Annotated in this window: 17 protein-coding genes; 11 read left to right on the top strand and 6 right to left on the bottom strand. The window is 63.6% G+C overall.

What is annotated here, in order from left to right:
* A partial coding sequence (locus WCB02_RS17385) for a hypothetical protein (protein ID WP_423959860.1) occupies positions 1-300 on the top strand: 300 nt, incomplete at its 5' end.
* Positions 301-386: 86 nt separating this feature from the next.
* Complete coding sequence (locus tag WCB02_RS17380) at positions 387-1205, top strand: hypothetical protein (protein WP_423959859.1); 819 nt, start codon at positions 387-389, stop codon at positions 1203-1205.
* A 201-nt stretch (positions 1206-1406) separates the two neighbouring features.
* On the opposite strand, the gene WCB02_RS17375 is transcribed toward WCB02_RS17380, so the two are convergent.
* Together WCB02_RS17375 and WCB02_RS17370 are read right to left on the bottom strand one after the other, a co-directional pair.
* Complete coding sequence (locus WCB02_RS17375) at positions 1407-2240, bottom strand: GIY-YIG nuclease family protein (RefSeq protein WP_423959857.1); 834 nt, start codon at positions 2238-2240, stop codon at positions 1407-1409.
* Between the two features lie 256 nt (positions 2241-2496).
* On the bottom strand, positions 2497-3054 hold the full coding sequence (locus tag WCB02_RS17370; RefSeq protein ID WP_423959855.1) for an HNH endonuclease: 558 nt from the start codon (positions 3052-3054) through the stop codon (positions 2497-2499).
* Between the two features lie 168 nt (positions 3055-3222).
* Here WCB02_RS17370 and WCB02_RS17365 point away from each other — a divergent pair, with 168 nt between their 5' ends.
* Both WCB02_RS17365 and WCB02_RS17360 read left to right on the top strand, forming a co-directional pair.
* A complete protein-coding gene (locus tag WCB02_RS17365) occupies positions 3223-4200 on the top strand; it encodes a Bug family tripartite tricarboxylate transporter substrate binding protein (protein ID WP_423959853.1) in 978 nt (325 codons plus the stop codon).
* Between the two features lie 9 nt (positions 4201-4209).
* Positions 4210-5055, top strand: coding sequence for an N-acyl homoserine lactonase family protein (locus tag WCB02_RS17360; RefSeq protein ID WP_423959852.1), 846 nt, complete (start codon positions 4210-4212; stop codon positions 5053-5055).
* Here the strand turns inward: WCB02_RS17360 and WCB02_RS17355 are convergent.
* The 3 genes from WCB02_RS17355 to WCB02_RS17345 all read right to left on the bottom strand — a co-directional run bounded on the left by WCB02_RS17355 (position 5052) and on the right by WCB02_RS17345 (position 8765).
* Positions 5052-6020 carry a peptidyl-alpha-hydroxyglycine alpha-amidating lyase family protein gene (locus WCB02_RS17355; RefSeq protein WP_423959849.1) on the bottom strand — a complete coding sequence of 323 codons (969 nt, stop codon included), beginning with the start codon at positions 6018-6020 and terminating at the stop codon, positions 5052-5054. The genes WCB02_RS17360 and WCB02_RS17355 overlap by 4 nt on opposite strands.
* Positions 6021-6150: 130 nt before the next feature.
* Positions 6151-7938 carry a flavin-containing monooxygenase gene (locus WCB02_RS17350; protein ID WP_423959847.1) on the bottom strand — a complete coding sequence of 596 codons (1788 nt, stop codon included), beginning with the start codon at positions 7936-7938 and terminating at the stop codon, positions 6151-6153.
* A 155-nt stretch (positions 7939-8093) separates the two neighbouring features.
* Positions 8094-8765 (bottom strand): DNA-3-methyladenine glycosylase family protein, encoded by a 672-nt coding sequence (locus WCB02_RS17345; RefSeq protein WP_423959845.1) that lies wholly within the window; start codon positions 8763-8765, stop codon positions 8094-8096.
* Between the two features lie 37 nt (positions 8766-8802).
* On the opposite strand from WCB02_RS17345, the gene gluQRS reads away from it, so the two are divergent.
* Both gluQRS and WCB02_RS17335 read left to right on the top strand, forming a co-directional pair.
* On the top strand, positions 8803-9672 hold the full coding sequence (gene gluQRS / locus WCB02_RS17340; RefSeq protein ID WP_423959844.1) for a tRNA glutamyl-Q(34) synthetase GluQRS: 870 nt from the start codon (positions 8803-8805) through the stop codon (positions 9670-9672).
* Between the two features lie 86 nt (positions 9673-9758).
* Positions 9759-11114, top strand: coding sequence for an ATP-binding protein (locus tag WCB02_RS17335; RefSeq protein ID WP_423959842.1), 1356 nt, complete (start codon positions 9759-9761; stop codon positions 11112-11114).
* On the opposite strand, the gene WCB02_RS17330 is transcribed toward WCB02_RS17335, so the two are convergent.
* The gene (locus WCB02_RS17330) at positions 11041-11901 is read right to left on the bottom strand and encodes a YihY/virulence factor BrkB family protein (RefSeq protein ID WP_423959863.1); all 861 of its coding nucleotides are present in this window, start codon (positions 11899-11901) and stop codon (positions 11041-11043) included. The two genes, WCB02_RS17335 and WCB02_RS17330, sit on opposite strands and share 74 nt — an antisense overlap.
* 168 nt (positions 11902-12069) lie before the next feature.
* Between WCB02_RS17330 and WCB02_RS17325 the strand changes: the two genes are divergently transcribed.
* From WCB02_RS17325 to WCB02_RS17305, 5 genes are all read left to right on the top strand, one after another.
* Positions 12070-12264 carry a twin transmembrane helix small protein gene (locus WCB02_RS17325; protein ID WP_423959839.1) on the top strand — a complete coding sequence of 65 codons (195 nt, stop codon included), beginning with the start codon at positions 12070-12072 and terminating at the stop codon, positions 12262-12264.
* An 11-nt stretch (positions 12265-12275) separates the two neighbouring features.
* On the top strand, positions 12276-12848 hold the full coding sequence (locus WCB02_RS17320) for a cob(I)yrinic acid a,c-diamide adenosyltransferase (protein WP_423959837.1): 573 nt from the start codon (positions 12276-12278) through the stop codon (positions 12846-12848).
* A 128-nt stretch (positions 12849-12976) separates the two neighbouring features.
* Positions 12977-13726 (top strand): electron transfer flavoprotein subunit beta/FixA family protein, encoded by a 750-nt coding sequence (locus WCB02_RS17315; RefSeq protein ID WP_423959835.1) that lies wholly within the window; start codon positions 12977-12979, stop codon positions 13724-13726.
* A 1-nt stretch (position 13727) separates the two neighbouring features.
* Positions 13728-14678, top strand: a complete 951-nt coding sequence (locus WCB02_RS17310; RefSeq protein ID WP_423959834.1) for an electron transfer flavoprotein subunit alpha/FixB family protein — start codon at positions 13728-13730, stop codon at positions 14676-14678.
* A 164-nt stretch (positions 14679-14842) separates the two neighbouring features.
* The gene (locus tag WCB02_RS17305) at positions 14843-15721 is read left to right on the top strand and encodes a 3-hydroxybutyryl-CoA dehydrogenase (RefSeq protein WP_423959861.1); all 879 of its coding nucleotides are present in this window, start codon (positions 14843-14845) and stop codon (positions 15719-15721) included.
* The last annotated feature ends 212 nt before the right edge of the window (positions 15722-15933 follow it).

Below are 15933 nucleotides of genomic sequence, written 5' to 3'. Positions count from 1 at the left end.
TCATCAAATCCGCCGACGGATACCATCTCGCCGGATGAAGCAGCGCTTCCCACTTCCGCTTCCCAAACACCCTACAGGCCGCGGGAAGCGGAAGCCGGAAGTCCATCAAAGTTCTTGCTCAGCGGTCTATCAAAAAACGCGGCGACGCTCACCTTTCACCCTCAGACCGGCAAGCAGGTGGTCATGCCCCTGAAGGTCGGCACCGTTGTTCCGGTCTCGCATGAGAACCCGCTTTCCGACGCGTTCGGGACTGAATTGACGGTGCTCAACCACATGATGCAGACAACCTTGGGGCGATAATATCCGCGATGAGGTCGAAGCCCGATCTCAATTGCCGCGGCTTCGATAGTAGTGCGACTTCGACCGCATCGGAATGGAGCGAAGCAGTGCCGAGCCAAGAGCTTATCGACGGGGTACGAAGCCGCCTTCCCGATGATTTTTCCAGGCGGCAGCTGGATGGCGCGCTGGCGGTGCTTACTCAGGAGAATAATCCGGCGCGGGCGAACCAGTCCGCGAGTTCGTTCCGCGAACTGATCGCGCACGTGCTCGAGACCGTGGCGCCGGACGCGGACGTGATGCGGTGCACGTGGTTCAAGCAGGACAAGAACGTCGAAGGACCGACGCGACGGCAGCGTGCGCTGTACGCCTGCCGCGGTGGGCTGACCGACGAGTTCCTGAAGGACAGGGTCGGCATCAAACCTGAAACGCTGCATGCTGGCCTGGGTCCCGCCTTTCAGGAGTTGAACAAGCGGACCCATGTCCGCCCGGACACCGAATTTAAGACGGAAGAGGAGATCGAAGAGTTCGCGGAGACCGCATTGGCCGCGCTGGAGGATCTGTTCGAGACCATCGACGAGATGAAGGGTCGCGTCGCGACGGCCCTTTCGCGAGCCTTGAGCGGCGCCGCCACCGCTGCGTTCATCAACCAGACGATCGCCGAACTCGATGAGATCTCCGGACGGTATGAGACAGGCATCGTCCTAATTGACGATCCGGAGATCCTGAGCCTGGATGCCGACCGGATCCTGTGCCGCTTCACCGGGACCGTCGGCGTCACGCTGATGGCGGGCGGCAGGCACGACGCGGTTGAATTCCGCAACAGCTTTCCTTTCGACTGTGAAACCTCGGCGCCGGCGACGACGCCGGAGGCCTTCGATGCCGCCGATACGACGGTCGAGGTCGACGTCTCTTCCTGGAGAGAGTGACCCCCGGATGCGGCGCAGCCGTCTCCGGGACATCTAGGCGTCGAGGAACGTCTTACCTGGGTCCGACGCCGACCGGCCGAACGCCCAATTCTGATCACCGACATCCCGGGCCCGCACGGACGTCTCCGCCAGCGCTTTGCGCAAGCCTCTCCCGAACTCCATCACTTGCGGCGGCACGTTCGACGTACGGGACGACGGGCTTCAGTTGCGGTTAAGGCCGTACTCACCGCGCGTCAGCAGGATTCGCTTCCAGAAGGCCTCTCGCTCAAGGACGGTCTCATCAGGAGTCGGGCTCGCGCGATATTCAAGTAAGGCAAACCGGAAATTGTTTCGGCAATATTCGAGCGTAGGGTCGCGAACCAGAGCGGTGAGTTCGACGTTGCCGCCGTGACCCGTGGAAGCGTAGCTGCACCAGCGGGCCCATACCCCTTCCGATCCATAAGCTGAGCCCACATACCGCTTTCCGGTACTGGTATCGGAGATCAGATAGATGCCTTTGACGCTACTTAGAGCTGCTTTCCAATCGGGGCGGCCTGTCCGGACAAGCGTCTCAAGCTCCTCGAACGAAAGGTCGATATTCTCAAAGCCCGGAAAGCTGCGGCCAGTATAGGGCTCCCGAAGAAGTTCCAGGACCTCGAAGCTGGAGTAATGGTTTTCGAAATTCACTCGCGTCGCGCGCTCCCGGTACGAAGAACGGAGTTTAAGGCGACCGATGAAGCCGCCGCCTTCCTCGCTCAGCGTCACCACATACCGGTCTGACAATCGTTCCAACACGCAGAACACGCCACCGAAGAGCCAAGCGTCCGGTTCGTGATAAAACTGGATGAGTGAAAAGATCTTCTGACGATTGAACTCGTCGCGCGTTGGGCGGTACTCCTGCCAACCCTGCCATTCTCCCCTGTCGCGGGCCCACACCTCTAATGGCTGGCTGTGTCCGTTCCAGCGCGCAAAATGGAGCTTGTAGTCCGATGGACCGGATATCGACCAAATGTCCGAAAGCCGAAGGGAGGAAGGCGGCGGCTCAGAGGCGCTCATTTTCGCCCTCTAGCACACTTGTGGCCTAGTCGGCCAATTTGCCGTCGTCTTCCCGGGGTCCAGGCCACGGCCGCTGGGCCCGTCGATGTAGGCGAAGATTTAACCACGATGGACCGAGCGATAGCGTCGGACGACTCGTTCGCTGGATCTCGCTCGGTCCGATGGCGGTGTTTTGACTATATCAGGCGGCAAAACGTGACGCACTTATGTGTGTTTTGACACTCTTATGAGGTGCATCACATTGTCGCGTCGTCCGCTACGGATCGAGCTCGGTGTCCCAATAGAGATAGTCGAGCCAGCTGTCGTGCAGATAGTTCGGCGGAAACAGCCGGCCGTTGCGGTGCAACTGGTGGACGGTCGGGGCGAACGGCGCCTGTCGCGGAAACATCTTGGCCTGCTGCGGCGTCAGGTTGCCCTTGCGCAGGTTGCAGGGCGAGCAGGCGGCGACGACGTTTTCCCAGGTGGTCTGGCCGCCTTTGCTGCGCGGGATGATGTGATCGAAGGTGAGATCATCGTTCGCCGAACAATACTGGCAGACGAAGCGGTCGCGCAGGAACACGTTGAATCGGGTGAAGGCCGGATGCGTCGTTGGCTTCACGAAGGACTTCAGCGACACCACGCTGGGCAGCTGGATTTCGAACGAGGGACTGCGCACCGCCCGGTCGTAATGCTCGACGATATTGACGCGGTCGAGGAAGACAGCCTTGATCGCGTCCTGCCACGACCAAAGCGACAGCGGGTAGTAACTCAGCGGCCGGAAATCCGCATTCAGCACCAGGACCGGCCAACCGCCTTGCGAGACATGTGCGTTCAAATAACGCTCCTGACTCCCATATCGGCTGCGAAGCAGCTCACCTTGACATACTACATGCAGCGTGACGGGATTGTGAAGAGCTTAGAACACCTTATCCCGCAAGCACGGCCTGCGCCGGACGCGCCTCTGGACCGTGCCCTGAGGGCAATGAATCAGGGAGTAGCACAGATGTCGCGGGGGCTTTGGCTGATAATCGCCGCATTTGCAGGGCTGGCATGGACCGGCGCGGCGGCTGCCCAGGACTATCCGGCGCGTCCGATCAGCATGATCGTGCCATTCCCCGCCGGTGGCGCGACCGACACCGTGGCGCGGTTCCTTGGTGAACGGATGCGGGCAATTTTGGGGCAGCCCGTCATCATCGAGAACGTCGCAGGCGCAGCCGGCAGCCTCGGCGTCGGCCGGGCCGTTCGCTCGGCCGCCGACGGCTATACGCTCAGCATCGGCACCTCGACCACGCATATGCTGACCGGCGGCCTTTACAAGCTGCCCTTCGATCTCCTGAAAGATCTGGAGCCGATCATCGAAATCGGCAGCGAGCCGCTTTTGATCGTGGGCAAGAAGGATCTGCCGGCCGACGATCTGAAGGGGCTGATCGCGTGGCTCAAGGCCAATCCCGACAAGGCGTCGGTCGGTATCGCCGGCGTCGGCGCCACCGGTCACCTCGCCGGCATTTCCTTTCAAAGGGAAACCGGCACCAGCTTCCAGTTCGTGCCCTATCGGGGCAATGCGCTGGCCATGCAGGACCTGCTGGCCGGACAGATCGATTTCATGATCGAGCCGGCCTCGAACTTCAGGGCACTGCTCGCGTCAGGCAGCGTCAAGGCGTTTGCCATCACCGGCAGGACACGGCTGCCGTCCTTGCCGACCATTCCGACCGCCGATGAGGCGGGGTTGCCCGGATTCTTTGCCACGCTCTGGTACGGGCTCTGGGTGCCAAAGGGCGCGTCGAAGGATGTCATCGCCAAGCTCAATGCCGGAATGTCGCAGATTCTCGCCGATCCGCAGGTGAAGCAACGATTCGACGCTTTCGGCATTCAGATCACGCCGCTCGACCAGCAATCTCCGGAAGCCTTGCGCGCGCTCCAGAAGGCCGACGCCGAACGCTGGTGGCCCATCATCAAGGCGTCAAATATCAAGCTAGAATGACCGGACCTCTTGCGAAAGGATCGCCATGAAGATCCATGCGATTCAGACCGGCCTGGTCCGCATCAAGACGGCGCAGGTCGAAGGGCGAGGGCACGGGCTGTCGCGGCGGCTGTCGATCTTCACCGACACGCATGGACCGACTGGCTGCCAACCTACGCATGGGCCATCGAGAGCCGCGAAGGCGTCATCGTCGTCGATACCGGGCAGGGCACGCATCTGCTGCAGTCCGGCAAATCGCTGCACCCCTATGTCCGCTGGGAAGTCGCCTTCCGCATCGAGCCCGAACAGGAGGTCGGCCCGCAGCTTCGTGCACTGGGCATCGGATCGCGGGACGTCAAGCGGGTCGTGCTGACGCATTTGCATATGGATCATGACGGCGGCCTGGCGCATTTCCCCGATACCGAGATCCTGGTCGCGCCGGGCGAACTTCGGTTGGCGAGCGGTCTCGCCGGACGTCTGCGCGGCTACCTTCCGCAGCGCTGGCCGTCCTGGTTCGATCCAAGACCGCTTCAGCTGGCGCGTGAATCGTTCGGTCCGTTCGCGGCGAGCCGGCGCCTGACGGCCGCCGGAGACGTCGTCGCCGTCGGCACGCCCGGACACACCGCCGATCATGTTTCGGTCGTGGTGCGCGATGGCGACACCAGCTATTTTCTGGCCGGCGACACCTCCTATACCGAGGCGCTGATGCAGGCCGGCCGGGTCGACGGCGTCAGCCCGGACGAGGCGATGTCCAGCGCGACGCTGGAGGCAATCAGGCGCTTCACGCAATCGCGACCGACGGTGTATCTGCCGACCCACGATCCCGCGACGGCGGCGCGTTTGGCGGGCCGAACAGTAAGCCGCGCGGCTGCCTAGATCTTCACGAGCTTCTGCAGGCAGCGGCTGGCGCGAACCTCTGACGGCATCGGTATTTCCGGAAAGCTCGTCTTCCAGTTGGTGACGCCGACTTCGCCGATATAGATGTCGCCTCTGGAATCCTGCGCGACGCCGTGCGGGGCAAGGAATTTACCGGTCTCGAGGCCGGGGCCATGCTCGCCGCCGAGCCGCGCGATGCGGCGGCCCTTGGCATCGACGATGCTCAGGCGCGGGCCGAGATTGGGCACATTGAGGTTGACAGGCATGCCCGGACCGAGCTCGCCAACGATGAAGCTCGGATGCCTGCCACCGCAGCAATGCAGCGCGCAGGGACGGTGCAGATTATTCCACTGCGCCTCGTATCTGCCATTGCCGTCGAACACCTGCACGCGATGGTTTTCGCGATCGGCGACATAGACCCATCCGTCCGGGTCGGTTGCGATGTTGTGCACGATGTTGAACTGGCCGGGATCGGAGCCGGGCTCGCCCCAGGTCTTGATCAATTTTCCGTCAGGCGTGTATTTATGCACGCAGGCATTGCCGTAGCCGTCGGAGACGTAGATGTCGCCATTGGGCGACAGGGCGGTATGGGTGCAGCGATGGAACGGCTCACCGCTCATGTACGGCGCCGGCTTGTTCGGAATGCCAATCGTGAGCAGCACCTCGCCTTTGGTCGAGCATTTGCGCACGGTATGGTCGCCGTCGTCGGTGCAATAGAGATTGTCATCGGCATCGATGTGCAGCCCGTGCGGCCGGCCGAACAAGCCTTCGCCCCAGCTCGTGATGAAATTGCCGTCGCGATCGAGCACGACCATCGGATGGTCGCCGCGGTTGAAGACATAGAGACGGTCCTTGCCGTCGACCGCCACCGACGCGACGTCGGTGAGATTCCACCCGTCGGGCAGCTTGGCGAAATTCTGCACCACGCGGTAGCGATACTCGCCCGAGCCGAGAATGGCAGACATGTGTGTCCTCCCCCTCCTGGGTCATTGCCTTTGCGCCGCCAGGCGCGGGCCCGGACTTCATGATCGCCTTCCGTGGTTCTGGATTCCGGGTTCAGCCCCGCGGGTTGCCCGGAACGACGGGGGCGTTCGCCTACGCCACAGCCGCATCAGGCTGCGCCGCGGGCAGGCCGGACGGCAACAGCCCTTCCTCGACCGCCTTGATCTGCAGCGCCAGATATTTCGAATTGATCCGGCATTGCGCGAGACTGCCGGCGATGAACCACAAGCCCGGCTGGGCGGTCCGCGTATACATGTTGCGCAACTCCTGGCCGTCGCCAAAACCCCAGATCGGGCCGACCCGCGTGGCGACGGCGTCGCCGAACAGCTTTTGCACCAGATATTCCTGCGGCTTGTAGCCGGTCGCCAGCACGATCAGATCGGCTGGGATGGTTTCGCCGCTCTTCATCCGGACGCCTTCGGCCCTGAAGCTTTCGACGTCGGAGAACTGCCTGAGCTTGACCGCGCCGCTGACGATCAGCTCCGAGCAGCCGACATTGAAATAATAGCCGCCGCCGCGGGTGAGATATTTGAACTGCCAGCCGGTGGCGTCCTCGCCGAAATCGAGCTTGAAGCCGACGCGTTCCAGCCCATCGAGCAACGGCTTGTCGATCTCCCGGGATTGCTGGGTCAGCAGCACGTGGCTGCGCCTGGCCAGCACCAGCGGCATCGAGGTCGCGATCAGGTCGTTGTCCTCCAGCGTGCCGTCATTATAGGCGGCATAGGCCAGTTGCGCCGAAGGTTCGATATTGGTGACCAGCGTCGAGGCGCGCTGCACCAGCGTGACTTCGGCGCCGCTGGAATGAAGGTCCTGCGCGATGTCGTGGCCTGAATTGCCGGTGCCGATCACAAGCGCCTTTTTGCCCTTCCAGCTCTCGCCGTCGTCATATTGGCTGGAATGCATGATCCTGCCGGCAAAATTCTTCAGGCTCGCAATGTCCGGCAGATTGGCGATGCCGCTGACGCCGGTCGCCATCACGATCTGGCGCGGCTGCAGCTCGCGCTTCGAGCCGTCGGCGCGGCGCAGCACCACCGACCAGCGCCCTTTCGCCGCGTCGTATGCGCCGCTTTCGAATTCGGTCGCGGTCCAGACATTGAGCTCCATGGCATCGGCATAGGCCTCGAACCAGTTGGCGAGCTTGTCCTTGGGGATATAGGTCGGCCAGTTCGGCGGGAACGGCATGTAGGGCAGGTGGTTGACCTGCACCTGATTGTGCAGCGTCAGCGCGTGATAGCGCTTGCGCCAATTGTCGCCGATGCGCGCTTCGCGATCGACGATCAGCGTGTCGATCTTCAATTGCTTGAGCCGCGCTGCGACCGCGAGCCCCGCCTGGCCGCCGCCGACCACGAGCACCACCGGATCGCGATCGGCATAGTCGGCCGCAGCCTTGCGCAGATCGAGCCAGTTCGGCCCGCGAAAATCGCGCGAATAGGCCTGCCCGCGCGGTCGCGTGGCGCCGAGTTGCTCCTCGAATCCTTTCAACTCATCGAGCGCGGTCAGCAGCGTCCAGGCTTTCAGCCGGGCATTGTCGTCGGCATCCGGGATCAGCCGCAGGATTCCGATGCCCCGTCCGAGCGCCGTTTCAAACCTGAAGATCGCCTCGATGGAATTGGTGCCGGCGCGCGTCACCCGGCGCGGCGCCGCACGTTCGGAATCGATCGCAAGACCGATCGGGCGGTTGATGCAAGCCTGCAGCCCTTGCAAGATCGCCGCTCTGCCGTTGATGGTCTGGATGTTCCAGCTCAGCGCCAGCACGTCGCGCCAATAGCTTTCCGGGTGAAACAGGGACTTCAGCGCGGCCTCGCCGGCAGCGATGGCAGCCTCGAATTGCGCCAGCCAGTCGTCCACGGCGATCGCAACATCGTCGGTCTTGTCGAGCATCGGCGTTTCTCTTTTTTGGCCGCGCATGCGGCTTGTCGTTGGCCGCGCGAGCGGCTTGTATTGACCGAGCCGGCGGCTTGCCGGCCGGCGAACTCTCCCGACGAAAGAGGTTATACCCTTTGGCATCGTGCAGAAAGCGGCTTGCCCGCTTGACGCTACATTTTTGATTCCGGTTTTTTTCCGATTGCGATCACGCCCTCGCGCTGCTTGATCACGCGGTAGTAGCTCCACCACAAATGCGCGGCGGCGCCGCGCATCGGCCGCCACGGCTCGGCCAGCGGCGCCATCTGTTTCGCGCTCGGCCGCATCGTCAGACCCAATCCGATTTTGATTGCCTCCTGCACGGCGAGATCGCCTGCCGGCCAGGCGTCGCCATGGCCGAGGCAGAACAACAGATAGATGTCGGCGGTCCAGGGGCCGATGCCATGCAGCGACGTCAGCGTCTTGTGCGCGGCGTCGGCGTCCTCATTGGCAAGCACATCCAGATTGAGCCGTTCGGTGGCGAGCTCGCGCGCGATCATCTTGAGAGTCTTGATCTTGGCCGCCGACAATCCCAGGCGGCCGAGCCGATCGGCGCGGGCGCGGTGGAACACTGCGGGATCGAACGGATCGAAGGCCGCACTCAGCCGCGCCCAGATCGCCGCCGCGCTGGCGGTCGAGAGCTGCTGGCCGCACACGATATGGGCAAGTCCGGCGAAGCCCGGCTCGCGCCGGCGCAATGCTGGCATGCCAGTGCGGGCCAAGATCGGCTGCAGCCGCGGGTCCTGCTCTACCAGCGTGTGGACGGCGTCTTCCAGGTCGGCCTGGCTGTTGAGGTGGATGGTCATTGCAATCTAAAACCATCATGGCCTGCGAAAGAGATCAATGCCGCCCGTTTTCCGTTTTGCCCCGAGTCCGAATGGCTACCTTCACCTCGGCCACGCCTATTCCGCGCTGCTGAATTCCGATCTCGCGCGGCAGTCCGGCGGACGGTTATTGCTGCGCATCGAGGACATCGATTCGACACGTTGCCGGGTCGAATTCGAGCAGGCGATCTTCGACGACCTCGCCTGGCTCGGCATTGCCTGGGAACAACCGGTGCGGCGGCAGTCCGAGCATCTCACCGATTATCGCGCCGCGCTGGCCAGGCTTGCAGCGGAGGGGCTGCTCTACCCGAGCTTCGAGAGCCGTGCCGAAATCGCGAGATTGGTGGCGGAGCGGGAGGCCTGCGGGCCATGGCCGCGCGACCCCGATGGCGCGCCGCTCTATCCCGGCGCAGCCAGGCGGCTTTCGCCCGACCAACAGGCACGGCTGCTCGACCAGGACGCGCCTTCGGCGTTGCGGCTCGATATGGCGACGGCTTGCGTGCGAGCGGGCCATCTCGCCTGGACCGAGCAGGGCGAGGGCGGCGATGGTGAGACCGGCCGGGTCGAAGCCCGGCCGCTGGAATGGGGCGATGTCATTCTGGCGCGCAAGGAGACGCCGACCAGCTATCACCTTTCGGTCGTCGTCGACGACGCCCTGCAGGGGGTGAGCGAAGTGGTGCGCGGCCAGGACCTGTTCCAGGCGACCGCGGTGCACCGGCTGCTGCAGGAACTGCTCGGCTTGCCCGAGCCGATTTACCGGCACCATCGCCTGATTCGCGACCCGGCTGGTCACAAGCTTGCGAAATCCAGCCAATCGACTGGGCTGCGCGAATTGCGCGCGGCGGGCCTGCGACCTACCGATATCCGCCAACTGGTTGGCCTTTCGTAAAAAATCCCGGTGTTTTGTCCAAATCGTATCCGTGACTTCGTGCGCCCTGCCGTGCGATGCTGACTCTGGCCGAGGTGAAGGGAGTCATGGCGGCAAAATCGCGCTTGCACAGCACGAAGCGCCCGCCGAGGAAACGGTCGGCGAAACTGCGCTCGCCTGCGGGCAGGATACCTGCAGGCAAGACGCGCAAGCGTGCCGCCGTGCCCGCGCCGGGTGTGGTCGAGGCGGCGCTTGCCGCTTTCGCTCACGAGGTCCGCACGCCGCTCACCGGCATTCTCGCGATCAGCGACCTCCTGGCGACATCCGACCTCGGTGAACGCGAGCGACGCTGGGTCGATACCATCAAGGCGGGGGCCGAGCATCTGGCTAGTCTTGCGACCTTGTTCGTCGACGCCGCCAAGAACTCCAGCGCCAACGCCGCCGGCAGGAACGGCAGCGCAGCGATCGAAGTGCGGGAGGATGTGTTCGATCTGCGCGCGCTGGCGCGCATGGCCGGGGACTCGCTGGCCGGCCGCGCCGCGGCGAAGGGCCTCCAATCGGAGATCATCATTTCCGACGCATTGCCGTCGCTCGTGGTCGGCGATCCCGTCCGGTTGCGGGCCGCGTTGGAGAACCTGATCGACAATGCGGTGAAATTCACCGACCGCGGCGGCGTCGCGCTCCGGGTCGCGCCGGTGAGCGACGCCAAGGAGGAGAAAGCCAAGGGAAGCGTCAAGGCCAGTGGGAAGGGACATCTCAAGGCGACGACCCCGAGTGCCAAGGGCAAGGTCGGCGTGGCGTTTTCGGTCTCCGACAGCGGCATTGGTTTGACGTTGCCGGAGATCAGGCGCCTGTTCCGGCCATTCTCACAGGCCAATGTCTCGATCGCCTCGCGTTTCGGCGGCGCCGGGCTCGGATTGTCCTCGGTCAAGCAGCTTGCCCGCGCGATGGGCGGCGACATTGTGGCAGCCTCGCGCCGCGGCGGCGGCACCACGTTTACGTTGACCGTGACCCTGGCGAGCGCGGGATCGGGGAAGACCATGGGGACCGGGGCCCCCGCCGACCTGCCATCCGCGCCCGCGCCGGCGCTGCGCATCCTCGGCGTGGAGGATAATCCGTTCGGCCGCGTCGTCCTCAATACCATCCTGACTGAACTCGGCCACCAGGCGGAGTTCATCGGTCGCGGCGAGGTCGCAACCGATCGGATTGCTCAGGGCGGTTTCGACGCCGTGCTGATGGACATGGTGCTGCCCGGCATCAACGGCATCGAGGCGATCAGGCGGATTCGCGAACTCGCCCCGCCGCTCGGCCGCATCGCGATCATCGGGGTATCGGGTCGCGATGACGACGAGGCGGCGTCGCGCGAGGCCGGCGCCGACGCGTTTCTGCTCAAGCCTGTGTCTCCGCGGGCTTTGGCGACTGCGCTGCTTGAAGCGACACGCCGCGCGGCAGCCGCGACTTGATGATGGCGGCGTTCAATTCGCCGCCAAAAACGAAGATCGCGGCGATGAAATACAGGAACACCAGCGCGATGATGACCGACGCGAGCCCGGCATACATCGTGACATAGCGGTTGGCGAACCGCGCGAGATACTGTCCGAACACGATGCCCGAGACCAGCGATGCCACGAAGGTGAAGACGATGCCGGGCAAAATCTGCAGGAACGTCCGCCGTCCCGCCGGAAGCCAGGCATGCAGGACGAAGAGCGCGACGATCAGGGCCGCGATGGTGATGCTGTAGCGGGAAATGTGCAGAAATCGCTCGTTGGTTTCGACCAGCAGCGGCAGATAACGTCGCACAGCCTCCAGGATCAGGGGACCAAGCACGATCAGGAAGGCCATCGCCAACGCCGAGATCGCCGCGACCAGCGTGTATCCGATCGATTCCAGCCGCAGCCAGTACCAGCGCCGCGGCTCGACCACCGCATAGGCGCGGTTGAGCGCGACGCGCAGCGCCTCGACGCCGTTCGAGGCGAAATAGACCGAGAGCAGCGCCCCGATGGTCAGGGCGTCGCCGCGGGTGGTGGTCAGGACGTCATGGATTTGCCCCGACAATGTGTCGGCAACCTGCTGCGGCCAGGTCTGCAGCAACAGCGCGGCAGCCTCGTCGGCGAGTTCCTGGGAGCCGAAAAAGCCGGCCAGCGAGGTCAGAACGATCAGGAACGGGAACATCGCCATCAACGTCGACAGCGCGATGTGGCTCGCGATCGCCCAGCCGTCATCGGCGAGGAAGGTGTAGAACGCGTCCATGCCGACATGGAAAACGTAGCGGAGCTGCCTCACATTTCACCTTCAGCGGCCGACGGTCATTGGACCGAGCTACCATCTGATATTACTGGACAAAAAGCCAGATCGTTGCATCAGGCCCGGCGCCATATCGCGATGGCGGATCGCTTGGCACAGTGTTATGTAGCGACGATGACGTCCATTCTGAGCATGATCGCCCTTCCCATCGCGCTCGCCGCCGTTGCGCTGGTGCTGTTGCTCGGCCTCATCAACATGATGCGGGGCGGTTCGCCGAACCTGTCGCAGAAGTTGATGCGGCTGCGCGTCGCGCTGCAGTTCGGCGCGATCGTCATCGCCATGCTGGCATTGTGGGCGATGGGACGCTGAAGGGGATCGCGATGGTCGTGCTCAATCGCATCTATACGCGAACCGGCGACGACGGCACCACCGCGCTTGGCAGCGGCGAGCGGCGTCCGAAGTACGATCAGCGAATTACTGCCTATGGAACCGTGGACGAGACCAATGCTGCGATCGGCGTGGTGCGGGTGCATCTTGCCGGCGCGCGCGAGCTCGACGCCATGCTGGGGCGGATCCAGAACGATCTGTTCGATCTCGGCGCCGACCTCGCAGTGCCCGAGCGCGAGGGCAAGCCGGAACGCCTGCGTCTGCTCGCCAGCCAGGTCACGCGGCTCGAGCACGATATCGACGGCCTCAATGCCGGACTTTCGCCGTTAACATCTTTCGTGCTGCCCGGTGGAACCTCCGCCGCCGCCTATCTGCACCTGGCGCGCACCATATGCCGCAGGGCGGAACGAGCGATCGTGGAACTCGCGGCCAAACCGGACGAGCCGGTGAACGATGCCGCGATTCACTATATGAACCGCTTGTCGGATTTGCTCTTCGTCGCGAGCCGAGTCACGAATAATAATGGCGCCGGCGACGTGCTCTGGGTCCCCGGCCAGAACCGTTAAGCAGCGCGGCAAAAGGGCGGGTTTTTTGCCTTTGGACGCGTTGACGCGCGTTGACCGGGGTGGGCCGGCGCTCTAGGTTCCGCGCCAGCCAATCAAACCCTGTAGAATTTTCAATTGAAAGAGGATCGATGAAGGTTCTGGTGCCGGTAAAGCGGGTGGTCGACTACAACGTCAAGGTCCGCGTCAAGAGCGATGGCTCGGGCGTGGAGCTCGCCAACGTTAAGATGTCGATGAATCCGTTCGACGAAATCGCGGTCGAGGAAGCGCTGCGGCTGAAAGAGGCCGGCAAGGCGACCGAAATCGTGGTGGTGTCGATCGGCCTCGCACAGGCTTCCGAGACCATCCGCACCGCGCTCGCCATGGGTGCCGATCGCGGCATCCTGGTGAAGGCGGAGGGCAATGTCGAGCCGCTGGCGGTCGCCAAGATTCTCAAGGCGGTCGCCGAGGAAGAGAAGCCGGGCCTCGTCATTCTGGGCAAGCAGGCGATCGACGACGATTCCAACCAGACCGGCCAGATGCTGGCGGCGCTGCTCGGCTGGGCGCAGGCGACCTTCGCCTCCAAGCTCGAGGTCGACGGCGCCGATTTCAAGGTCACGCGCGAGGTCGACGGCGGCCTGCAGACCCTGAAACTCAAGGGTCCTGCGATCGTAACGACCGATCTGCGGCTGAACGAGCCGCGTTACGCGAGCCTGCCCAATATCATGAAGGCGAAAAAGAAGCCGATTGCCGATAAGAGCGCCGCCGATTACGGCGTCGATCTCACGCCGCATCTCGAGATCATCAAGACGTCGGAGCCGCCAGGCCGCAAGGGCGGCGTCAAGGTCAAGGACGTCGCCGAGCTGGTGTCGAAGCTGAAGAACGAAGCCGGGGTGTTGTGAGATGACGACGCTGCTGATTGCCGAACACGACCACGGGACGCTGAAGGATACCACCAACAAGGCGCTGACGGCTGCGACCGAGCTTGGCGCCGACGTCGATATCCTCGTGGCCGGTGGCGGCGAGGGGACCAAGGCGGCGGCGGAGGCCGCCTCCAAGCTTGCCGGCGTCAAGAAGGTGCTGCTCGCGGAAGGCGAGGCCTACGCCCACGATCTCGCCGAACCCCTCGCGGCGCTGATCGTCGCGCTGGCCCCCGGCTACGACGCCTTGGTCGCGCCCGCGACCTCGCGGTTCAAGAATGTGATGCCTCGCGTCGCGGCGCTGCTCGACGTCATGCAGGTCTCGGAGATCATCAAGGTGGTCTCGCCCGACACCTTCGAGCGGCCGATCTATGCCGGCAACGCGATCCAGACCGTGAAATCCAAGGACGCCAAGAAGGTCATCACGGTCCGCACCTCGACCTTCGCCGCGACCGGCGCCGGCGGCAGCGCTCAGATCGAAAACGCCGCGTCCGCGTCCGATCCCGGCCTTTCCAGCTTCGTCGGCGAGGAGGTTGCCAAGAGCGACCGTCCCGAGCTGGCCTCGGCCAAGATCATCGTCTCCGGCGGCCGCGCCATGCAGAGCCGTGAGAACTTCGCCAAATATATCGAGCCGCTGGCCGACAAATTGGGCGCCGGCGTCGGCGCATCGCGCGCCGCGGTGGATGCCGGCTATGCGCCGAACGACTGGCAGGTCGGTCAGACCGGCAAGGTGGTGGCGCCGGAACTCTATGTCGCCATCGGCATTTCCGGCGCAATCCAGCATCTCGCCGGCATGAAGGATTCCAAGGTGATCGTCGCGATCAACAAGGATGAGGACGCGCCGATCTTCCAGGTCGCCGATTATGGCCTGGTGGCGGATCTCTATCAGGCGGTTCCCGAACTGACCGAGCAACTCGGCAAGCTCGGAAAATAGGATGTGGCCGACCGCCGGCCGGAGGGATTCATACCGGCCGGTGTTGAGCTTTTCTATCGTGTTTTCGCGCGAGACCGGTACCGGTTCGCGCCACGAAAACGCGTCAAATAGAGGTGGGAATGGGCAGGCGCGATGTGCGCGCCGTTCCGATGGATGACAAGAAAATGGCGATGATCAAGAAGATCGGCGTGATCGGCTCGGGCCAGATGGGCAACGGCATCGCGCACGTCTCGGCGCTGGCAGGTTTCGACGTGGTGCTCAACGACGTTTCCGCCGACCGGTTGAAATCCGGTCTGGCGACCATCAATGGTAACCTGTCGCGACAGGTCGCCAAGAAAATCATCACGGACGAGGCGCGGGCGGAGGCGCTCGGCCGGATCACGTCGAGCGGGACCATGGAGGGGCTCGCCGATTGCGACATCGTGATCGAGAGCGCGGTCGAAAAGGAAGAAGTCAAGCGCAAGATCTTTCACGATCTCTGCGCGGTCCTGAAAGCCGACGCGCTGATCGCCTCCAACACCTCGTCGATCTCGATCACCCGGCTTGCCGCCACCACCGACCGCCCCGAACGCTTCATCGGCATTCACTTCATGAATCCGGTGCCGCTGATGGAGTTGGTCGAGCTGATCCGCGGCATCGCCACCGATGATTCGACGTTCGATGCGGCCAAGGAGTTCGTGTCGCGGCTCGGCAAGCAGGTCGCCGTGTCGGAGGATTTTCCGGCCTTCATCGTCAACCGCATCCTGCTGCCGATGATCAACGAGGCGATCTATACGCTGTATGAGGGCGTCGGCAATGTCGAGGCGATCGATGCGGCAATGAAGCTCGGCGCGCACCATCCGATGGGGCCGCTGGAGCTGGCCGATTTCATCGGCCTCGATACCTGCCTCTCGATCATGCAGGTGCTGCATGAAGGGCTCGCCGATTCCAAATACCGGCCGTGTCCGCTGCTGGTGAAATATGTCGAGGCCGGCTGGCTCGGTCGCAAGACCCAGCGCGGCTTCTACGATTATCGCGGCGCCAAGCCGGTCCCGACGCGCTGATGTGACCGTCGGCCGCCGCTCTCGCCGGGACCGGTGCGGGCGATGATTTCCATCTCTCGTTAACGCCTGTCCGCTAGGATACGGTTTGAGTTGGGGTGTTCGCGCATGGATATGAGTTTGGTGATGGCCTCCTTGTCGCTCCAGGCAGGCGCGTTGCAGCAGAAGATTGCCACCGCTGCGCTGAAATCGAACCTCGATTCCCAGAAGTCGGA

This window comes from Bradyrhizobium sp., assembly GCF_049581145.1.
In the GTDB taxonomy this organism is placed as follows: Bacteria; Pseudomonadota; Alphaproteobacteria; order Rhizobiales; family Xanthobacteraceae; genus Bradyrhizobium.
The sequence above is the reverse complement of the archived record's forward strand: the minus strand, read 5'-3'. Positions and strand labels throughout refer to the sequence as shown.

Excerpts from the sequence above, each read along its gene's own strand:
- WCB02_RS17365 (WP_423959853.1), top strand. The coding sequence starts at position 3,223 with ATGTCGCGGGGGCTTTGGCTGATAATCGCCGCATTTGCAGGGCTGGCA.
- WCB02_RS17320 (WP_423959837.1), top strand. The coding sequence starts at position 12,276 with ATGGTCGTGCTCAATCGCATCTATACGCGAACCGGCGACGACGGCACC.
- WCB02_RS17305 (WP_423959861.1), top strand. The coding sequence starts at position 14,843 with ATGGCGATGATCAAGAAGATCGGCGTGATCGGCTCGGGCCAGATGGGC.
- WCB02_RS17345 (WP_423959845.1), bottom strand. The coding sequence starts at position 8,765 with ATGACCATCCACCTCAACAGCCAGGCCGACCTGGAAGACGCCGTCCAC.
- WCB02_RS17325 (WP_423959839.1), top strand. The coding sequence starts at position 12,070 with ATGACGTCCATTCTGAGCATGATCGCCCTTCCCATCGCGCTCGCCGCC.
- WCB02_RS17355 (WP_423959849.1), bottom strand. The coding sequence starts at position 6,020 with ATGTCTGCCATTCTCGGCTCGGGCGAGTATCGCTACCGCGTGGTGCAG.
- gluQRS (WP_423959844.1), top strand. The coding sequence starts at position 8,803 with ATGCCGCCCGTTTTCCGTTTTGCCCCGAGTCCGAATGGCTACCTTCAC.
- WCB02_RS17350 (WP_423959847.1), bottom strand. The coding sequence starts at position 7,938 with ATGCTCGACAAGACCGACGATGTTGCGATCGCCGTGGACGACTGGCTG.
- WCB02_RS17335 (WP_423959842.1), top strand. The coding sequence starts at position 9,759 with ATGGCGGCAAAATCGCGCTTGCACAGCACGAAGCGCCCGCCGAGGAAA.
- WCB02_RS17375 (WP_423959857.1), bottom strand. The coding sequence starts at position 2,240 with ATGAGCGCCTCTGAGCCGCCGCCTTCCTCCCTTCGGCTTTCGGACATT.
- WCB02_RS17330 (WP_423959863.1), bottom strand. The coding sequence starts at position 11,901 with ATGGACGCGTTCTACACCTTCCTCGCCGATGACGGCTGGGCGATCGCG.
- WCB02_RS17310 (WP_423959834.1), top strand. The coding sequence starts at position 13,728 with ATGACGACGCTGCTGATTGCCGAACACGACCACGGGACGCTGAAGGAT.
- WCB02_RS17315 (WP_423959835.1), top strand. The coding sequence starts at position 12,977 with ATGAAGGTTCTGGTGCCGGTAAAGCGGGTGGTCGACTACAACGTCAAG.